This is a genomic window from Asanoa ferruginea, from assembly GCF_003387075.1.
Classification (GTDB): Bacteria; Actinomycetota; Actinomycetes; order Mycobacteriales; family Micromonosporaceae; genus Asanoa; species Asanoa ferruginea.
The window spans coordinates 2,443,253-2,459,857 of record NZ_QUMQ01000001.1; the positions used below are offsets into that span (position 1 = coordinate 2,443,253).

Annotated in this window: 18 protein-coding genes and 2 tRNA genes; 18 read left to right on the top strand and 2 right to left on the bottom strand. The window is 70.5% G+C overall.

What is annotated here, in order from left to right; all coding sequences use genetic code 11:
* Positions 1 to 199 precede the first annotated feature (199 nt).
* The 8 genes from gyrB to DFJ67_RS11645 all read left to right on the top strand — a co-directional run bounded on the left by gyrB (position 200) and on the right by DFJ67_RS11645 (position 7,207).
* A complete protein-coding gene (gene gyrB / locus DFJ67_RS11615) occupies positions 200 to 2,146 on the top strand; it encodes a DNA topoisomerase (ATP-hydrolyzing) subunit B (protein ID WP_116067893.1) in 1,947 nt (648 codons plus the stop codon).
* Between the two features lie 138 nt (positions 2,147 to 2,284).
* Entirely contained in the window at positions 2,285 to 4,813 is a 2,529-nt protein-coding gene (gene gyrA, locus DFJ67_RS11620; protein ID WP_116067894.1) for a DNA gyrase subunit A, read from the top strand.
* A gap of 3 nt (positions 4,814 to 4,816) precedes the next feature.
* Positions 4,817 to 5,749 (top strand): DUF3566 domain-containing protein, encoded by a 933-nt coding sequence (locus tag DFJ67_RS11625; RefSeq protein WP_116076059.1) that lies wholly within the window; start codon positions 4,817 to 4,819, stop codon positions 5,747 to 5,749.
* Between the two features lie 96 nt (positions 5,750 to 5,845).
* Positions 5,846 to 5,919: transfer RNA gene (locus DFJ67_RS11630), tRNA-Ile, on the top strand.
* A 45-nt stretch (positions 5,920 to 5,964) separates the two neighbouring features.
* Positions 5,965 to 6,093 carry a DLW-39 family protein gene (locus DFJ67_RS43230; RefSeq protein WP_211333954.1) on the top strand — a complete coding sequence of 43 codons (129 nt, stop codon included), beginning with the start codon at positions 5,965 to 5,967 and terminating at the stop codon, positions 6,091 to 6,093.
* A 29-nt stretch (positions 6,094 to 6,122) separates the two neighbouring features.
* A tRNA-Ala gene (locus tag DFJ67_RS11635) sits at positions 6,123 to 6,198 on the top strand.
* A 104-nt stretch (positions 6,199 to 6,302) separates the two neighbouring features.
* Complete coding sequence (locus DFJ67_RS11640) at positions 6,303 to 6,731, top strand: hypothetical protein (RefSeq protein ID WP_147315492.1); 429 nt, start codon at positions 6,303 to 6,305, stop codon at positions 6,729 to 6,731.
* A 29-nt stretch (positions 6,732 to 6,760) separates the two neighbouring features.
* Complete coding sequence (locus DFJ67_RS11645; protein ID WP_116067896.1) at positions 6,761 to 7,207, top strand: hypothetical protein; 447 nt, start codon at positions 6,761 to 6,763, stop codon at positions 7,205 to 7,207.
* Here DFJ67_RS11645 and DFJ67_RS11650 read toward each other — a convergent pair.
* Both DFJ67_RS11650 and DFJ67_RS11655 read right to left on the bottom strand, forming a co-directional pair.
* A complete protein-coding gene (locus tag DFJ67_RS11650) occupies positions 7,200 to 8,444 on the bottom strand; it encodes a sensor histidine kinase (protein ID WP_116067897.1) in 1,245 nt (414 codons plus the stop codon). The genes DFJ67_RS11645 and DFJ67_RS11650 overlap by 8 nt on opposite strands.
* Entirely contained in the window at positions 8,441 to 9,097 is a 657-nt protein-coding gene (locus tag DFJ67_RS11655) for a response regulator transcription factor (protein ID WP_116067898.1), read from the bottom strand. The genes DFJ67_RS11650 and DFJ67_RS11655 overlap by 4 nt, the downstream gene beginning before the upstream one ends.
* Positions 9,098 to 9,211: 114 nt before the next feature.
* Here DFJ67_RS11655 and DFJ67_RS42280 point away from each other — a divergent pair, with 114 nt between their 5' ends.
* The 10 genes from DFJ67_RS42280 (at position 9,212) to DFJ67_RS42625 (ending at position 16,509) form a co-directional block, all read left to right on the top strand.
* On the top strand, positions 9,212 to 9,724 hold the full coding sequence (locus DFJ67_RS42280; RefSeq protein WP_147315493.1) for a hypothetical protein: 513 nt from the start codon (positions 9,212 to 9,214) through the stop codon (positions 9,722 to 9,724).
* Entirely contained in the window at positions 9,721 to 10,758 is a 1,038-nt protein-coding gene (locus tag DFJ67_RS11665) for a peptidoglycan-binding domain-containing protein (protein WP_116067900.1), read from the top strand. Before DFJ67_RS42280 ends, DFJ67_RS11665 begins: the two co-directional genes overlap by 4 nt.
* 2 nt (positions 10,759 to 10,760) lie before the next feature.
* Positions 10,761 to 11,420 (top strand): ABC transporter ATP-binding protein, encoded by a 660-nt coding sequence (locus DFJ67_RS11670; protein WP_116076061.1) that lies wholly within the window; start codon positions 10,761 to 10,763, stop codon positions 11,418 to 11,420.
* On the top strand, positions 11,408 to 12,595 hold the full coding sequence (locus tag DFJ67_RS11675; RefSeq protein WP_116067901.1) for an ABC transporter permease: 1,188 nt from the start codon (positions 11,408 to 11,410) through the stop codon (positions 12,593 to 12,595). Before DFJ67_RS11670 ends, DFJ67_RS11675 begins: the two co-directional genes overlap by 13 nt.
* Before the next feature lie 41 nt (positions 12,596 to 12,636).
* On the top strand, positions 12,637 to 12,975 hold the full coding sequence (locus DFJ67_RS11680; RefSeq protein ID WP_116076063.1) for a PadR family transcriptional regulator: 339 nt from the start codon (positions 12,637 to 12,639) through the stop codon (positions 12,973 to 12,975).
* A complete protein-coding gene (locus DFJ67_RS11685) occupies positions 12,972 to 13,778 on the top strand; it encodes an ATP-binding cassette domain-containing protein (protein WP_116067902.1) in 807 nt (268 codons plus the stop codon). The genes DFJ67_RS11680 and DFJ67_RS11685 overlap by 4 nt, the downstream gene beginning before the upstream one ends.
* A gap of 8 nt (positions 13,779 to 13,786) precedes the next feature.
* Entirely contained in the window at positions 13,787 to 14,464 is a 678-nt protein-coding gene (locus DFJ67_RS11690) for an ABC transporter permease (protein WP_239097050.1), read from the top strand.
* A gap of 41 nt (positions 14,465 to 14,505) precedes the next feature.
* Positions 14,506 to 15,207 carry an alpha/beta fold hydrolase gene (locus DFJ67_RS11695; RefSeq protein WP_116067904.1) on the top strand — a complete coding sequence of 234 codons (702 nt, stop codon included), beginning with the start codon at positions 14,506 to 14,508 and terminating at the stop codon, positions 15,205 to 15,207.
* Positions 15,208 to 15,271: 64 nt separating this feature from the next.
* On the top strand, positions 15,272 to 16,141 hold the full coding sequence (locus DFJ67_RS11700; RefSeq protein ID WP_203783306.1) for a mechanosensitive ion channel family protein: 870 nt from the start codon (positions 15,272 to 15,274) through the stop codon (positions 16,139 to 16,141).
* A complete protein-coding gene (locus tag DFJ67_RS42625) occupies positions 16,138 to 16,509 on the top strand; it encodes an Rv3103c transmembrane domain-containing protein (RefSeq protein ID WP_170215801.1) in 372 nt (123 codons plus the stop codon). The genes DFJ67_RS11700 and DFJ67_RS42625 overlap by 4 nt, the downstream gene beginning before the upstream one ends.
* The last annotated feature ends 96 nt before the right edge of the window (positions 16,510 to 16,605 follow it).

A 16,605-nucleotide genomic window follows, 5' to 3' on the forward strand; every position in this document is an offset into this window, starting at 1 on the left:
GACGACGCGCGTACGACCGTATCGGGTCATCCCCGGCCCGAGGCCGCCCGCGTGCCGCGTCCAACCGATCGTGACCGCGGGAAGGCGCGGCGAGCGGTGCGCCCCTACCCCGGTCGCGCCGGTCGCTGGTGGCCATCCCGCCATACCCGCGCACCAGCGTCAGTCAACGACGCCGGGGCGGCGCGAGAAAGTGGCCAGAGTGGCAACGCAGAAAAAGCAGGAGTACGGCGCCGAATCGATCCAGGTGCTCGAGGGCCTCGAAGCGGTCCGCAAGCGCCCCGGTATGTACATCGGGTCGACCGGTGAGCGTGGCCTGCATCACCTGGTCTGGGAGGTCGTCGACAACGCGGTCGACGAGGCCCTGGCCGGCTACTGCGACACGATCGACGTCGTGCTGCTCGCCGACGGCGGGGTTCGCGTCGTCGACAACGGCCGTGGCTTCCCGGTCGACCTCCACCCGAAGCTCAAGAAGCCGGGTGTCGAGGTCGCGCTGACCGTCCTGCACGCAGGCGGCAAGTTCGACGGCAAGGCCTACGCGGTCTCCGGCGGCCTGCACGGCGTCGGCGTCTCCGTGGTCAACGCCCTGTCGACCCGGATGGAGGTGGTCATCGACAAGTCGGGCCACGTCTACCGGCAGAGCTACACCAACTCCAAGCCGGGGCCGCTGGAGAAGGGCGAGACCACCAACAAGACCGGCTCCTCCGTCTCGTTCTGGCCAGACCCGAAGATCTTCGAGACGATCGAGTTCACCTTCGAGACGATCTACCGGCGCCTCCAGGAATACGCGTTCCTCAACCGCGGGCTCACCATCCACTTCCGCGACGAGCGTCCGGGCGGCGAGGAAGACGGCAAGCCGCGCGAGGTGACCTTCCTCTACAAGGGCGGCATCGCCGACTTCGTCCGGCACCTCAACAACTCCAAGTCGCCGATCCACAAGTCGGTGATCGAGTTCGGTGGTGAAGAGGAGGGCATGGCGGTCGAGATCGCCATGCAGTGGAACGAGTCCTACGGCGAGTCGGTCTACACCTTCGCCAACACGATCAACACCCACGAGGGTGGCACCCACGAAGAGGGCTTCCGCGCGGCGCTGACCGGTGTGGTCAACAAATACGGCGCCGAGAAGAAGATCCTCAAGGGCGACGAGAAGCTGACCGGTGAAGACATCCGGGAAGGCCTCGCGGCGATCGTGTCGGTCAAGCTGGCCAACCCGCAGTTCGAGGGCCAGACCAAGACCAAGCTGGGCAACACCCCGGTCAAGAGCTTCGTGCAGCGGGTCTGCAACGAGTGGCTCAACGACTGGCTGGAGCGCAACCCCAGCGAGGCCAAGACCATCATCACCAAGGCGACCCAGGCCTCCCGGGCCCGGATCGCCGCGCAGCAGGCCCGCAAGCTGGCCCGCCGCAAGTCGCTGCTCGAGTCGGGCTCGATGCCGGGCAAGCTGGCCGACTGCCAGTCGACCGACCCCCGCGAGTCCGAGGTGTTCATCGTCGAGGGCGACTCGGCCGGCGGCTCGGCCAAGCAGGGCCGTGACCCGCGGGTGCAGGCGATCCTGCCGATCCGCGGCAAGATCCTCAACGTGGAGAAGGCCCGGATCGACCGGGTGCTGAAGAACAACGAGGTCCAGGCGCTGATCACGGCGCTGGGCACCGGCATCCACGACGACTTCGACATGGAGAAGCTGCGCTACCACAAGGTCGTGCTGATGGCCGACGCCGACGTCGACGGCCAGCACATCCAGACGCTGCTGCTCACCCTGCTGTTCCGCTTCATGCGGCCGCTGGTCGAGCTCGGCCACGTCTACCTGGCATCGCCGCCGCTCTACAAGATCAAGTGGAACAAGAAGGGCGACGACGCCCAATACGCCTACTCGGACCGCGAGCGCGACGGGCTGATCCGGCTCCGCCAGGAGACCAAGCCCAACGCCAAGCCGGACGACATCCAGCGGTTCAAGGGTCTGGGCGAGATGAACTACCCAGAGCTGTGGGAGACCACGATGAACCCGGCGACCCGCACCCTGCGCCAGGTGACGCTCGACGACGCGGCGACCGCCGACGAGTTGTTCAGCGTGCTGATGGGCGAAGACGTCGAGGCTCGGCGCTCGTTCATCCAGCGCAACGCGAAGGATGTGCGGTTCCTGGATATCTGACGCAACCGTTAACGGCCGGCCGGCGTCTACCTCCCGGTCGGTCGTTGACGGAGGGCGGAAGTTATCCACAGACAGGTCGGTTTCCACAGCCGTTATCCACAGGACAAAGACGGCATTTAAGGCGAAAAAGGATTAATTGTGACGGATAACCCCGAGGCCTACGAGGGCGAGCCAGATCTCGAGGCCGCGGCCGCCGCGGTCTCCAGCCGGGACCGGATCGAGCCTGTCGGGCTCGAGGTCGAGATGCAGCGCTCCTACCTCGACTATGCGATGAGCGTCATCGTCGGGCGCGCGCTGCCGGACGTCCGCGATGGCCTCAAGCCGGTTCACCGCAAGATCCTTTACGCGATGTACGACTCGGGCTACCGGCCCGACCGCGGCTACGTGAAGTGTTCCCGGGTCGTCGGCGACGTGATGGGTCAGTTCCACCCGCACGGCGACTCCGCGATCTACGACGCACTGGTCCGGATGGCGCAGCCCTGGTCGCTGCGCTACCCGCTGGTCGACGGCAACGGCAACTTCGGCTCGCCGGGCAACGACCCCGCCGCCGCCATGCGATACACCGAGTGCAAGCTCGACCCGCTGGCGATGGAGATGCTCCGCGACATCGACGAGGACACCGTCGATTTCCAGGACAACTACGACGGCCGGGCCAAGGAGCCGGTGATCCTGCCGTCGCGGATCCCCAACCTGCTGGTCAACGGCGCCGAGGGCATCGCGGTCGGCATGGCCACCAAGATCCCGCCGCACAACCTGCGGGAGATCGCCGAGGCGGTCAAGTGGTGCCTCGACAACCCGGAGGCCGACGAGGCCACCACGCTCGAGGCGCTGCTGGGCATCGTCAAGGGCCCGGACTTCCCGACCCGCGGGCTGATCGTCGGCACCCAGGCGATCCAGGACGCCTACCGCACCGGCCGTGGCTCCATCCGGATGCGCGCGGTGGTCGAGGTCGAGGAAGACAAGAAGGGCCGCGCCTGCCTCGTCGTCAGTGAGCTGCCCTACCAGGTCAACCCCGACAACCTGGCGGAGCGGATCGCCGAGCTGATCCGCGAGGGCAAGATCGGCGGCATCGCCGACATCCGCGACGAGTCGTCGGGCCGCACCGGTATGCGGATCGTGATCGTGCTCCGTCGCGACGCGGTCGCCAAGGTCGTGCTCAACAACCTTTACAAGCACACCCAGCTCCAGGAGACCTTCGGCGCCAACATGCTGGCGCTGGTCGACGGCGTGCCGCGCACGCTCAACCTGGCGCAGTTCATCCGCTACTACGTCGAGCACCAGATCGACGTCATCCAGCGGCGGACCGCCTACCGGCTGCGCAAGGCCGAGGAGCGGGCACACATCCTGCGCGGTCTGGTCAAGGCGCTCGACGCGCTCGACGAGGTGATCGCCCTGATCCGGCGCTCGCCGACCGTGGAAGACGCCCGTGGCGGGCTGCGCACCCTGCTCGACATCGACGACATCCAGGCGACCGCGATCCTCGACATGCAGCTCCGCCGCCTCGCGGCCCTGGAGCGGCAGAAGATCATCGACGAGTTGGCGAAGATCGAGATCGACATCGCCGACCTGAAGGACATCCTGGCCAAGCCCGAGCGGCAGCGGAAGATCGTCGCCGACGAGCTCAGCGAGATCGTCGCCAAGTGGGGCGACGAGCGCCGCACCAAGATCGTGCCGTTCGACGGCGAGGTCTCGATGGAAGACCTCATCGCCCGTGAAGACGTGGTCGTGACGATCACCCGCACCGGCTACGCCAAGCGCACCAAGGTCGACCTCTACCGCTCGCAGCGCCGGGGCGGCAAGGGTGTCAGCGGTGCGGGGCTGCGGCAGGACGACATCGTCAGCCACTTCTTCGTCTGCTCCACACACGACTGGATCCTGTTCTTCACGAACAAGGGCCGGGTCTACCGCGCCAAGGCCTACGAACTGCCGGAGGCCAGCCGCACGGCCCGCGGCCAGCACGTGGCCAACCTGCTGGCGTTCCAGCCCGACGAGCACATCGCACAGGTGATCGAGATCGCCAACTACGGTGTGGCGCCCTACCTGGTGCTGGCGACCCGCAACGGCCTGGTCAAGAAGACCAAGCTGGAGGAGTTCGACTCCAACCGGTCCGGCGGCATCATCGCGATCAACCTCCGCGACGAAGACGAACTCGTCGGCGCCGCGCTCGCCGGCACCGAAGACGACCTGCTGCTGGTTTCGAAAATGGCACAGGCGATCAGGTTCAACGCGACCGACGACGCGCTGCGGCCGATGGGCCGGGCCACCTCGGGCGTCATCGGCATGCGGTTCACCGGCGACGACGAACTGCTGGCGATGGAGGTCGTCCGCGAGGGCATGGAGCACCTCGACGTGCTGGTGGCGACCAATGGCGGCTACGCGAAGCGCACCCCGATCTCGGAATATCCGGTGCAGGGTCGCGGCGGCAAGGGCGTGCTCACGGCCAAGCTCACCGAGCGCCGCGGCGGCCTCGTAGGGGCGGTGGTGATCAGCCCCGACGATGAGCTGTTTGCTATAACGAGCAATGGTGGTGTTATCCGGACTCCGGTGAAGCCTGTACGCCGCACGCGCGATCGGAACACAATGGGGGTCAAGCTCATGGACCTTCCGGACGGCGTAACCATCGTGGCCATCGCTCGCAATGCCGACGAGCCCGACGAACAGGACTAGGTGATGACGGAGACTCAGGCGAAGTCGGGGACTGCGGGGGCCTCGACGAACCCGGTCGAAGGCGACGCCGCAGGCGGCGCCTCTGCGACCGGCCGCGCGGCAGTAGGCCGGGCGGCAGTCCCCGCCGATGCGCCGCAACCCAAGTTCACCAGGGCACCGGGCATGGTCCCGCCTCCCGAGAAGCCGGGTGACGGCGACAACGGAAGCACCCCCGACGAGGGCTCCGACGCCAACGGCGGCAGCAGTGCCGGCGCTTCGTCGGTCCCCGTCGGTGCGTCGGTGGGCGCGGCGAATTCGGGCTCGGCGGCGCCGGCTCCGGCGACTTCGGGCGTGTCGGCTTCCGGCGTGTCGGCCTCGGCCGGCACGCCGCCGTCGATCACCCGGCCTGGTGTCTCCCGCCCGGGTGACAGTTCCACCCGCCCGGGCGACGCGACCGCGACCGCGGCCACCACCCGCCCCGGTGCGGCCGGCAGCGCCACTGCCGCGTCCGCGTCCGCCGTGGGTGCGGCCCGGGTGACCGAGGCCGTCCGCACGGCGCGTTCGACGGTGGCCGGCGGCGCCTCCCGCGGCCCGCGCCGGGCCCGCCTCAACGTCAAGCGGATCGACCCGTGGTCGGTGTTCAAGTTCTCCTTCGCGGTGTCGCTGGTCCTGTTCATCGTGGTCATCGTGGCCACGTCGGTGCTCTACCTCGCGCTCGACGCGATGGGCGTCTTCGAGAAGGTCAACACCAGCCTCGGTGACCTGATCAGCGCCAGCGGCGGCAGCGAGGGCAGCACCTTCAAGATCACTGCCAAGGGCGTGATCGGCACGTCCGCCCTGATCGGCGTCGTCAACGTGGTGCTCTTCACCGCGCTGGCCACCCTGGGTGCGTTCATCTACAACGTCTGCGCCGACCTGGTCGGCGGCGTCGAGCTCACCCTCGCCGAGCGCGACTGACCCTGACGGAGTGATACCCGGTGCGGCGCACGGCGCCGCACCGGGTATCCAAGTTGGGGGAAGCGGAAGCGATACGGTAACCTTGCCCGGTCGCACGGGGCTATAGCTCAGTCGGTTAGAGCGCAGAGCTGATAACTCTGAGGTCGCTGGTTCGATTCCAGCTAGCCCCACTTCAGACGGTCTGGCAACAGTGAGCGTGTGAGGGGCCAACCCAAATGTTGAAGAAGCTCCTGATCATCGTTGGCGTCGTGGGCGTGGCCGCCCTCGTGGTGAAGAAGGTCAAGGAGTCCAGCGACGAGCGGGCTCTGTGGCACGAGGCGACCACCGCACCCGACCTGCGTTAATTTTCCGACCGGCGGCTCCACCCGCCGTCGGGGCCGTAGCTCAACTGGCAGAGCACTGCCTTTGCAAGGCAGGGGTTAGGGGTTCAAGTCCCCTCGGCTCCACCAGCATTGACGCCTGATCTATTCGGCGATTTAAATATGGCCGCGAGGTCACCAGTCCGCTCCTTTCGGTAACCGATTGGCGCATTTGCCCTCGGTACGCTGCGCCGGTGAGCTATGCACTCATGTTTATGCGGCGGCAGCCGGGACAGAGCTGGGACGAGGCCCTCGAAGCGGCCGACGACTACCACGATTTCGGCGCCGGCCCCGAGGCCGACGTCTGGCAGCGGGTGGTCGGGCGAGCGCGGTTCCTGCTCGGCGAGGTCGCGCTGCGGATGACCGACGACTGCGGGAAGCTCGACCACGAGCGCACCGGCCTGCGGCTCCTGCTCTTCGCCGATTCGGCCGAGCTGACCGTCCCCGCTGACGACGCCGCCCTGCTGCGCACGATGTTCCTGCTCGGCCAGGTCGTCGAAGAGGAGACCGGCCTCGAGGGTTACGACCCGCGGCTGGGCAAGCCGATCCGCGAGGCCGCCGCCAACCTCGACCTCGGCGCGGCCTCGTTCGAGTCGGTCGCCCGGATCCTCAGCGACCAATAGCGCGTGCGCCACCCTTATACCCTGCACCGGTGAGCTACGACCTCATGTTCGTCCGCCGTCAGCCCGGCCAGACCTGGGCCGACGCGCTGGACGCGGTCGAGGATGACGACGAGTTCGGTGCCGGCCCGGCGCCCGACGTCTGGCAGCGGGTGGTGGAGCGGGCCCGGCTGCTACTCGGCGAGGTCTCGCTGTTCGTGACCGACGACTGCGGCGAGATCAACCACGAGCCCACCAACATCCAGCTCGACCTGTTCGCCGACTCGGCCGGCATGAGCGTGCCCTACGGCCCCACCGGCGACGGCGCCACCGCGATCCTCCACGCGATGTATCTGCTGGGCCGGATCGTCGAGGAGGAGACCGGCCTGGAGGGCTACGACCCGCAGGTCGACAAGCCGCTGGCGGAAGCCGCGGCCAACCTCGACCTCGGCGCCGCCTCCTTCGAGACGGTCGCCCACCTGCTGCGCACGCTCACCTGACCAGCGGCAGGGTCACGTCGACGACCAGGCCACCGCCGGCGCGGGGCTGCGCCGTGACGTCGCCGCCGTGCGCGCGGGCCACCGAGCGCACGATCGACAGCCCCAGCCCGGTGCCGTGCGCGGAGCCGACCCGGTCGGTCAGCCGGCGGAACGGCTCGAACAGCCCGGCCACCTCGACCGCCGGCACCACGGGGCCGGTGTTGGCCACCGTGAGCACCGCGTGGTCCGCGGACGAGCGCGTGGTCACCGTGACCCAGCCGGCCGCGACGTTGTGCCGGATCGCGTTCTCCACGAGATTCTGCGCGAGGCGCTCCAAGAGCACCGGGTCGCCGGCCGTAGGAGCCGGGGCCCCGCCGAGGTCGAACGACAGCGCGGCACCGCGGGCGTCGGCGCCGAACTGCTCGTGCACCCGGGCCGCCACCTCCGCCAGGTCGACCGCCACCGGATCGGCGACCGCCTGCTCGGAGCGGGCCAGCGTGAGCAGCCCGTCGATCAGCCGCTCGTGCCGGGCGTTGACCTCCAGCAGGGTCGCGCCGAGGTCGACCAGCTCCGGTGGCGCACCGGGCCGGCCCATCGCCACCTCGACGAGCGTGCGGTTCACCGCCAACGGCGTACGCAATTCGTGTGAGGCATTCGCGACGAACCGCCGCTGGCCGTCGAAGGACGCGTCCAGCCGGGCCAGCATGTCGTCGAACGTGTCGGCCAGTTCGCGCAGTTCGTCACGCGGCCCGGACAGCCCGATCCGCTCGTGCAGGTTGCGGTCGGCCACCCGGCGGGCGGTCGCGGTGATCTGGGTGAGCGGACGCAGCGTGCGGCCGGCCATCAGCCAGCCAACCCAAACCCCGAGCACCGTCACCACGCCGACCGCGACACCGCCCCGGGTCAGCAGCGAGTTGAGCGTGCGCTGTTTGAGGTCGTGTTGGAGCCGCTGGGCCAGTTCGAGCCGGTCCGAGATGGACTGCCGCTGTTGCTCCGTGAGCGACGGGGCGTCGAGCGCCTTGGCGATCACGTTCGGGTCGACCGCGAGGTCGGAGAGGAAGTCGCGGGCGCTGGCCGGAAGCTGCTGGCCGGTCTTCCCGTCGAAGATCACCGAGGCGTCGATCTTCTGGCGGTCGAGACTGGCGTCCATCAGCACATAGGTGACCGCGAGCAGGGCGACACCGGCGACCAGGAAGACCAGGCCGTAGGTGAGGGTCAGCCGGGCCCGGACGGTGAGCCGGGAGGTCAGCCACTTCATCGGATCTGATACCCCACTCCCGGCACGGTCAGCACCACCTGCGGCGGGCCCAGCTTGCGACGCAGCGTCATGACGGTCACCCGCAGCACGTTGGTGAACGGGTCGATGTGCTCGTCCCACGCCCGCTCCAACAGTTGCTCGGCGCTCACTACCGACCCGTCCGCGCGGAGCAACTCCTCCAGCACCGCGAACTCCTTGCGGGACAACACCAGCGGGAGGCCGTCGCGTGTCACCTCCCGCCGGCCCGGGTCGAGCGTGAGGCCGCCCCGGCGCAGCAGCGGCGGTGCGGCGGGCCGGGCCCGGCGGCCGAGCGCCCGCACCCGCGCGACCAGCTCGGCGAACGCGAAGGGCTTGGGCAGGTAGTCGTCGGCGCCCAGGCCCAGGCCGGCCACCCGGTCGGCGACGTCGACGGCCGCGGTCAGCATCAGCACCCGGGTGGCCGCGCCGGACGCGACCACCGCCCGGCAGACGTCGTCGCCGTGCACGATCGGCAGATCGCGGTCGAGCACCAGCACGTCGTACTCGTTGACGCCGAGCCGTTCCAGCGCCGCGTCGCCGTCGTAGACGACATCGACCGCGAGCGCCTCGCGCCGCAGCCCCTCGCCGACTGCGTCGGCCAGCAACCGCTCGTCCTCCACCACCAGTACCCGCACCCCGTCATGGTCGCCGACCAGTGGATAAGGCCGCCATAAGCAGCCGGACCGGCTTGATGTCGGCCTTATGCGCGGACCGGTGGACTGCGGGTCAGCGAACGGAAGGAGAAACCAATGACGCTCAAGCGGCGGATAGCCGTACCCCTGCTGGCTCTTGGTCTTGGAATCGGTCTTGCCGCGTGCAAGGGCCCGACGGAACCGGCCCGCGTTGCCAGTGCCGGCGGTGCCAGCAGCACGCCGAGCCCAGCCGGCGGCAAGTCCGACGAGGAACGCGGCCGGGACTTCGCGGAATGCATGCGGGAGCAGGGTGTCGACCTGCCCGACCCGCAGCCCGGCGGGAAGGTCGACATGGACGGCATCGACAAGGACAAGGCGATCGGCGCGGTCGTGGCGTGCCGCGACGTCATGCCCAACGGCGGCGAATACGGCAAGCTCGACCCGGGCCAGCTCGAGAAACAGCGGGCGCTCGCCGTGTGCATGCGGGCCAACGGGGTGCCCGATTTCCCCGACCCCGATCCGGCCGGCGAGTCCATCCGCGACTACCTGTTCGACAAGCACGATGACGGCGTCCTCACCGCGCTCGACAAATGCCGTGACGCCGCGCCCACCCCGGGAGCCGGCAGGTGACGCGTCGGTCCCGGGCCGTCCTGGCGGTGGCCATCGCGGTGGTGGCGGCCGGCGCCGCCGTCACCGCCGCGGTCGGTTTCGGCAGCGGCGACAGTGGTACGGCGCATGCCGGCGACCAACCGCCGCGGACCGCGACGGTGACCCGGCAGACCCTGGTCGACAGCGAGAAGGTCGACGGCACGCTCGGCTACGGCGACCCGGTGGCATTGCGCGGCACCGGCGGCATGGTCACCTGGCTAGCGCCGGAAGGTGCCACGGTGCGGCGCGGCAAGCCGGTGTTCCGGGTCGACGGCGCGCCGGTCGTGCTGCTCTACGGCCCGCTGCCGCTCTACCGGCCGCTGTCGCCGGGCGTCGCGGGCCCCGACGTGAAGCAGTTCGAGCGCAACCTGGCCGCGCTCGGCTACCGGGGTTTCACCGTCGACGACGACTACACCGGCGCGACCGCCGACGCGGTGCGCGAGTGGCAGGACGACCTCGGCGTCGACGAGAAAGGCACGGTCACCGCGGGCCTGGTCGCCTACGCGCCGGGCGCGATCCGGATCGCCGCCCACACCGCCCCGGTCGGCGCGCCGGCCGGCGGGCAGGTGGTCAGCTACACCGGCACGGCCCGGTTGGTGACGGTCGACCTGCCGGTCGCCGACCGGCACCTCGCGGTCGCCGGCGCGGCCGCTGCCATCGAGCTGCCGGACGGTAAGACGGCGAAGGGGACGGTGGCCTCGGTGGGTGCGGTCGCCTCGGCCGCAGCCGGCTCGGACAGCGCGCCCACCGTCGAGGTGACGGTGACGGTCGCCGACGCGAAGGCGCTCGGCGATCTCCAGGAGGGCCCGGTCGACGTGTCGCTGACCGCGTCGCGCCGCGAAGGCGTGTTGACTGTGCCAGTCGCCGCGCTGGTCGCGCTCGCCGAGGGCGGCTATGGCGTGCAGGTCGCCGACGGCCGCTACCTGGCGGTGGAGACCGGGCTGTTCGCCGATGGCCGGGTCGAGGTCAGCGGCTCGGGCCTGGCCGCCGGAATGACCGTGGGGGTGCCGTCGTGACGCTGGTCGCGCTGCGCGACGTGCGCAAGGAATATCCGGGTGGCGTGGTCGCCGTCGACGGCATCTCGCTGACCGTCGAGGAAGGCGAGTTGCTCGCCATCGTCGGACCGTCCGGCTCCGGCAAGTCGACCGTGCTGCACCTGGTAGGCACGCTCGACCGACCGACCTCGGGACAGGTCGAGATCGCCGGGTACGACGTCGCCGCGCTCTCCGACCGCCGGCTCTCCGCGCTGCGGGCCACCCGGATCGGCTTCGTCTTCCAGCAGTTCCACCTGGCGCCGGGGGTGCCGGCGCTGGACGCGGTCGCCGACGGCCTGCTCTACGCCGGCGTGCGCCGCCCGGCCCGGCTGGAGCGGGCCCGGTCGGCGCTGACCAGCGTCGGGCTCGGTCACCGGTTGCGGCACCGGCCGCACGAGCTCTCCGGTGGCGAACGGCAGCGGGTGGCGATCGCCCGCGCGATCGTCGGTGGCCCGTCGCTGCTGCTGGCGGACGAGCCGACCGGCAACCTCGACTCGGCGTCCGGCGTCGCGGTGCTGGACCTGTTGCACGGGCTGCACGCGGCCGGCACCACGGTCATCGTGATCACCCACGACCGGGAGATCGCCGCACGGCTGCCCCGGCGGGTGGAGATCCGCGACGGAGGTGTCACATGCGACTCCTGACCGCCGCCCGTCTCGGTCCGGCCGACCTGGCCCGGCTCGGCGTCGCGGGGTTGCGCTCGCGCCCGCTGCGGGCGGTGCTCGCCGCGCTCGGGATCGCGATCGGCATCGCCGCGATGACCGCGGTCGTCGGCGTTTCCGCGTCGAGCCGGGCGGAGCTGCACCGCACCCTCGACCGGCTGGGCACCAACCTGCTGACCGTCGGCCCGGGCACCAAACTCTTCGCCGACGAGCCGGCCGAGCTGCCGGTCGAAGCGCCCGCGATGGTCGGCCGGATCGGCCCGGTGACCTCGGTCAGCGCGACCGGCCGGGTGGACGCGCGGGTCTACCGCACCGACCGGATCCCGGCCCCGCAGAACGGAAGCATCGCCGTCGTCGCCAGCTACCTCGACCTGCCGGCGACGGTCGGCGCCACGGTGGCCGACGGGGTCTGGCTCAACGCGGCCACCGCCCGGTATCCGGCGGTCGTGCTCGGCGCGACCGCGGCGGCCCGGCTCGGCGCGGTCACCGGGCAGCCCGTCTGGCTCGGCGACCTCTGGTTCACCGTGGTCGGGGTGCTGGCACCGGTGCCGCTGGCGCCGGAGCTCGACTCGTCGGCGCTGGTCGGCTGGGACACGGCTGCCGGCTATCTGGGCTTCGACGGTCATCCGACCACCATCTACACCCGCGCAGCCGAGTCGTCGGTCGAGGCGGTGGCGGCCGTGCTCGCCAACACCGCCAACCCCGAGTCGCCGACGGAGGTGCAGGTGTCCAGGCCGTCTGACGCGCTGGTCGCGGGCCGGGCCGCCGACGACGCGTTCACCGGGCTGCTGCTCGGTCTCGGTGCGGTGGCGTTGCTGGTCGGCGGCGTCGGTGTGGCCAACACGATGGTGATCTCGGTGCTCGAACGGCGCGGCGAGATCGGGCTGCGCCGCGCGCTGGGCGCGACCCGGGGGCAGATCCGGGCGCAGTTCCTCGCTGAGTCGCTGCTGCTGTGCGCGCTGGGCGGGGTCGGCGGTGTGCTGCTCGGCATCGGGGTGACCACGGCGTACGCGATGGCCCAGGGTTGGCCCGCGGTCGTGCCGGCGTGGGCGTCGCTCGGTGCCGTCGGCGCGACGCTGGTGATCGGCGCGGTGGCCGGGCTCTATCCGGCGGTCCGGGCGGCACGGCTGGCACCGACCTCGGCGTTGGCGCACTAGATGGTTCCGCTATCTAGATGGCCGTGCTAGCGTGCTGGACCGTGGATCAAGATCGCCGGGCGCAGTGGTTGCGGGGCGTGCTCGACCTGTGCGTGCTCGGGCTGCTCGCGCGCGGCGACTCCTACGGCTACGAGTTGGCCCAGTCGCTCCAGACGGCGGGGCTCGGCGCGATCCAGGGCGGCACGCTCTACCCCGTGCTGTTGCGGTTGCAGCGCTCCGGCCTGGTGACCGTCTACTGGCGCGAGGGCGGCGGCGGTCCGGCCCGCAAGTACTACCGGATCAGCGCCGCGGGCCTCGTGGTCGTCGCCGACGCCGCCGGGCAGTGGGCGGCATTCGCGGGCGGGGTCGGCGCGATACTCCAGGAAAGGACGGCGCGGTGAGACACGAGATCTGGCTGGCCGCACTCAGCGAAGAACTCCGGCGGCACGGCGTCGGGCCGGACCTGGCGGGTCACGTGGTGGCCGAGGCCGCCGGGCACCTGCGCGACAGCGGCGAAGCACCGCTGCGCGCGTTCGGGCCGCCGGACGCCTACGCGGCGGCGGTCGCCGACAGCATCGGTGGTCCGGCTCCCCGGGCCTCATCAGGTCCGGTTCGGCTGCGGGCCATCGACATCGTCAAGAGGTACGGGAAGCGCACGGTGCTCTCCGGCGCCTCGCTGACCGTCCACGCAGGACAGGTCGCCGCCGTGGTCGGTGCCAACGGCTCCGGCAAGTCGACGTTCCTGCGGATCTGCGCGGGGCTGGTCGGGGCCGACGGCGGCCGGGTCGAGGTGCACGGCACGCTCGGCTACTGCCCGCAGGCCGGCGGCACCGCCGACTTTCTCCGTGCCGACGAGCACTTCGCCCTCATCGGCGCCGGGCGGGGCGTGTCGCGCGGCGCGGCGGTGCGGTCCGGGGCCCGCCAGGCGGCGGCGCTCGACTGGACGCCCGACGGCGCGCAGGCCCGGCAGCTTTCCGGCGGCACCCGGCAGAAGCTCAACCTGGTGCTCGCCGGGCTCGGCAACCCCGACGTGCTGCTGCTCGACGAGCCCTACCAGGGTTTCGACCGGGGCACCTACCTCGACTTCTGGCATGAGGTGTGGCGGTGGCGTGACGCCGGCCGGGCCGTCGTGGTGGTCACCCACCTGCTCAACCAACTCGACCGCGTCGACGTGGTGCTCGACCTGTCGGGGGTGTCGGTGTGAACCGGACCATGACCATCGCCGAGATGACCCTGCGGGAGACGGGGCGCCGCCGCGGCGTACTCGTGCTGCTGCTGCTTTTGCCGCTGGCCTTTTATCTTGCCCGGCGTGGCGACCACCTGGGCCAGTCGATCCGGTTCGTGTGCCTGGGGTTGAGTTGGGCGCTGAGCACCGCTGCGCTGTTCGTCGGCTCGGCGGCGCGGTCGCTCGAACCGCGGCTGCGCCTGTCCGGCTATCGCACGCACCAGCTTTTCCTCGGGCGATTGCTGGCGTTGTGGACGCTCGGTGTCGCCTTGTCGCTGCCGTATTTCGCGTTGATTCTCTTTGACCAGAAGAATATTCGGTACGGCGCGATCGCGGTGATCATGCTCCTTGGTGTGCTGGTCGCGCCGCTGCTCGGGCTGGCGGTCAGCGCGCTGCTGCCGCGCGATCTCGAGGGCATGCTGGTGCTGCTCACCGTCGTCGGGTTGCAGATGATCCTCGATCCGGCCGGCAATGCCGCGCGGGTGTTGCCGTTCTGGTTCAGTCGCGAGATCGGCACCTACGCGATCGACCACACGTCGGTCGGTTATCTCGATCGGGGCGTGCTGCATGGCGTGCTGACCGCGGGGGTGTTGCTGCTGGTGGTGGCCGTGGCGTTCGGCATCCGGCTGCGCCGGCGCCCGCATGTGCGCTTCGTCGAGGTGTGACCGGGCTGAAACTGTCGGTGGGTTGTCCTAGCCTTCCCGCCATGGACATCGTGCTGATTCCGGGTTTCTGGCTCGACGCGTCGTCGTGGGACGAGGTCGTTCCCGCGCTGTCGGCGGCTGGCCATCGCAGCCATCCGCTGACCCTGCCGGGGATGAATCGCGGTGACGTGGACCGGTCCGCGATCACCGCGCGTGACCACGTCGACGCGGTGGTCGCGGTGGTCGACGGGCTCGACCCCGGGGTCGTGCTGGTGGGCCACTCCGGTGGTGGCGCGATCGCGCACGCCGTGGTCGACGCCCGGCCCGACCGGATCGCCCGGGTGGTCTACGTCGACTCCGTCCCGATCAGCGACGGCGACAACATCAACCCCAACCTGCCGGCGCGCGACGGCGAGGTGCCGCTGCCCGACTGGTCCGACTTCGACGACGAAAGCCTGGTCGACCTCGACGACTCGTTGCGCGCCGCCTTCCGGGCCAGGGCGATCCCGACGCCGGAGCGTGTGACGTCGGACAAGTTCGCGCTCTCCGATCCGCGCCGTTATGACGTGCCGGTCACCGTCATCGCGTGCGAGATGCCGAGCGGCATGCTGCGCCAGTTCATCGACGGAGGGCATGGCTACACCGCCGAGTTGGCGCTGGTTCGTGACGTCAGTTACATCGACCTGCCGACCTCACACTGGCCCCAGCTCACCCGCCCCAAGCAGCTCGGGGAGGCGATCGTGCGCGCCGTCCAACCGGCCTGACGAGCTGGTCGGCTGGTGCGCCCACTGACCGGTCGTGTCAGGATGGGTTGCCATGGCGGTGGCGATGGCTCCAATCGACGATCTGACCAACTGGCTACGCAGTGACGGGTTGGAGATCGTGCTTTTCGTCACTGGCTCGGTCCTCCTGGCCCGGCTCACGCACTGGGTGAGCGGCCGCATCTACCGGCGCATCGACGCCCGGCCGTCGGGCGCCGAGCAGATCGCCGACGAGGGCGCCAAACACCGCCACGTCGTGACGCAGGGCCTGACCTGGGTCGTGATCGTGACGATCTACTCGATCGCGGCGGTCCTGATCGTGCAGCGCTTCGGCGTGCCGGTGACCGGCCTGGTCGCGCCGGCGGCCGTGCTCGGTGTGGCGCTCGGCTTCGGCGCACAGCGCATCGTGCAAGACATCCTGGCCGGCACGTTCATCATCTTCGAACGGCAATACGGCTTCGGCGACGTGATCCGGTTCGGCACGCTCGGCTCGGAGGGCGGCGTGACCGGCACCGTCGAAGAGGTCACGCTGCGGATCACCCGCCTGCGCACCCTCCAGGGCGAGGTCGTGATCGTGCCCAACGGCCAGATCGCCCAGGTCATCAACATGTCGCGCGACTGGGCCCGCGCCGTGGTCGACGTGCCGGTGCCGATCAGCGTCGACCTGACCCGGGCCCGCGAGATCCTCCAGGAGGTCACGACCGCGGCGGTGGAAGACCCGGCCCTGGGCGAACTCCTGCTCGACGCGCCAACCGTGCTCGGCGTGCAGAGCATGGAAGTCGACTCGGTCCACCTGCGGCTCGTCGCGCGCACGCTCCCTGGCAAGCAGTTCGACGTGGGCCGCGAGCTGCGCTCCCGGGTAGCGATCGCCTTCCAGCACGAGGGCATCCTGGTCGCCGCACAGGTCGACACAGCCGAGCCGATGGCCGCCTCATGAGCCCGCTGCGCCGGCTGGGCAAGGTCCGGCTCTCCACGATCATCCTGGCGATCATCTTCGTGGTGGCGTTCGTCGCCTACCTGTTCGTGCGCCCCGATACGACGACCACGGGCGGCCAGCCGCCACCGAAGCGGCCGGTCGCCGACCAGCGTGAGGACCCGCCGGCGCCGCGGCCGACGACCCCGCATCCGACCGCGCGGGAAACCGCCCCGACGACGACACCGCGCCCGACGGCCACGCCGTCGCGGCCGCCGACGCCGACCCCGCGCGCGACCACCGAACCGGCGGATCCCTCCGACTCGCCGGCCGCACCGTCGACCCCGCCGTCGCCCACGGCGGAGGCACCCTCGGACGCGCCGAGCGACTAGGGCCTATCCGGCGAATCGTGGCTGGCGCTTTGCCGGAGCATCAGCGTGATCCGTCGGGTGGGGTCCTCGGCCGCGTCCTGCGGATCATCGCGGGCT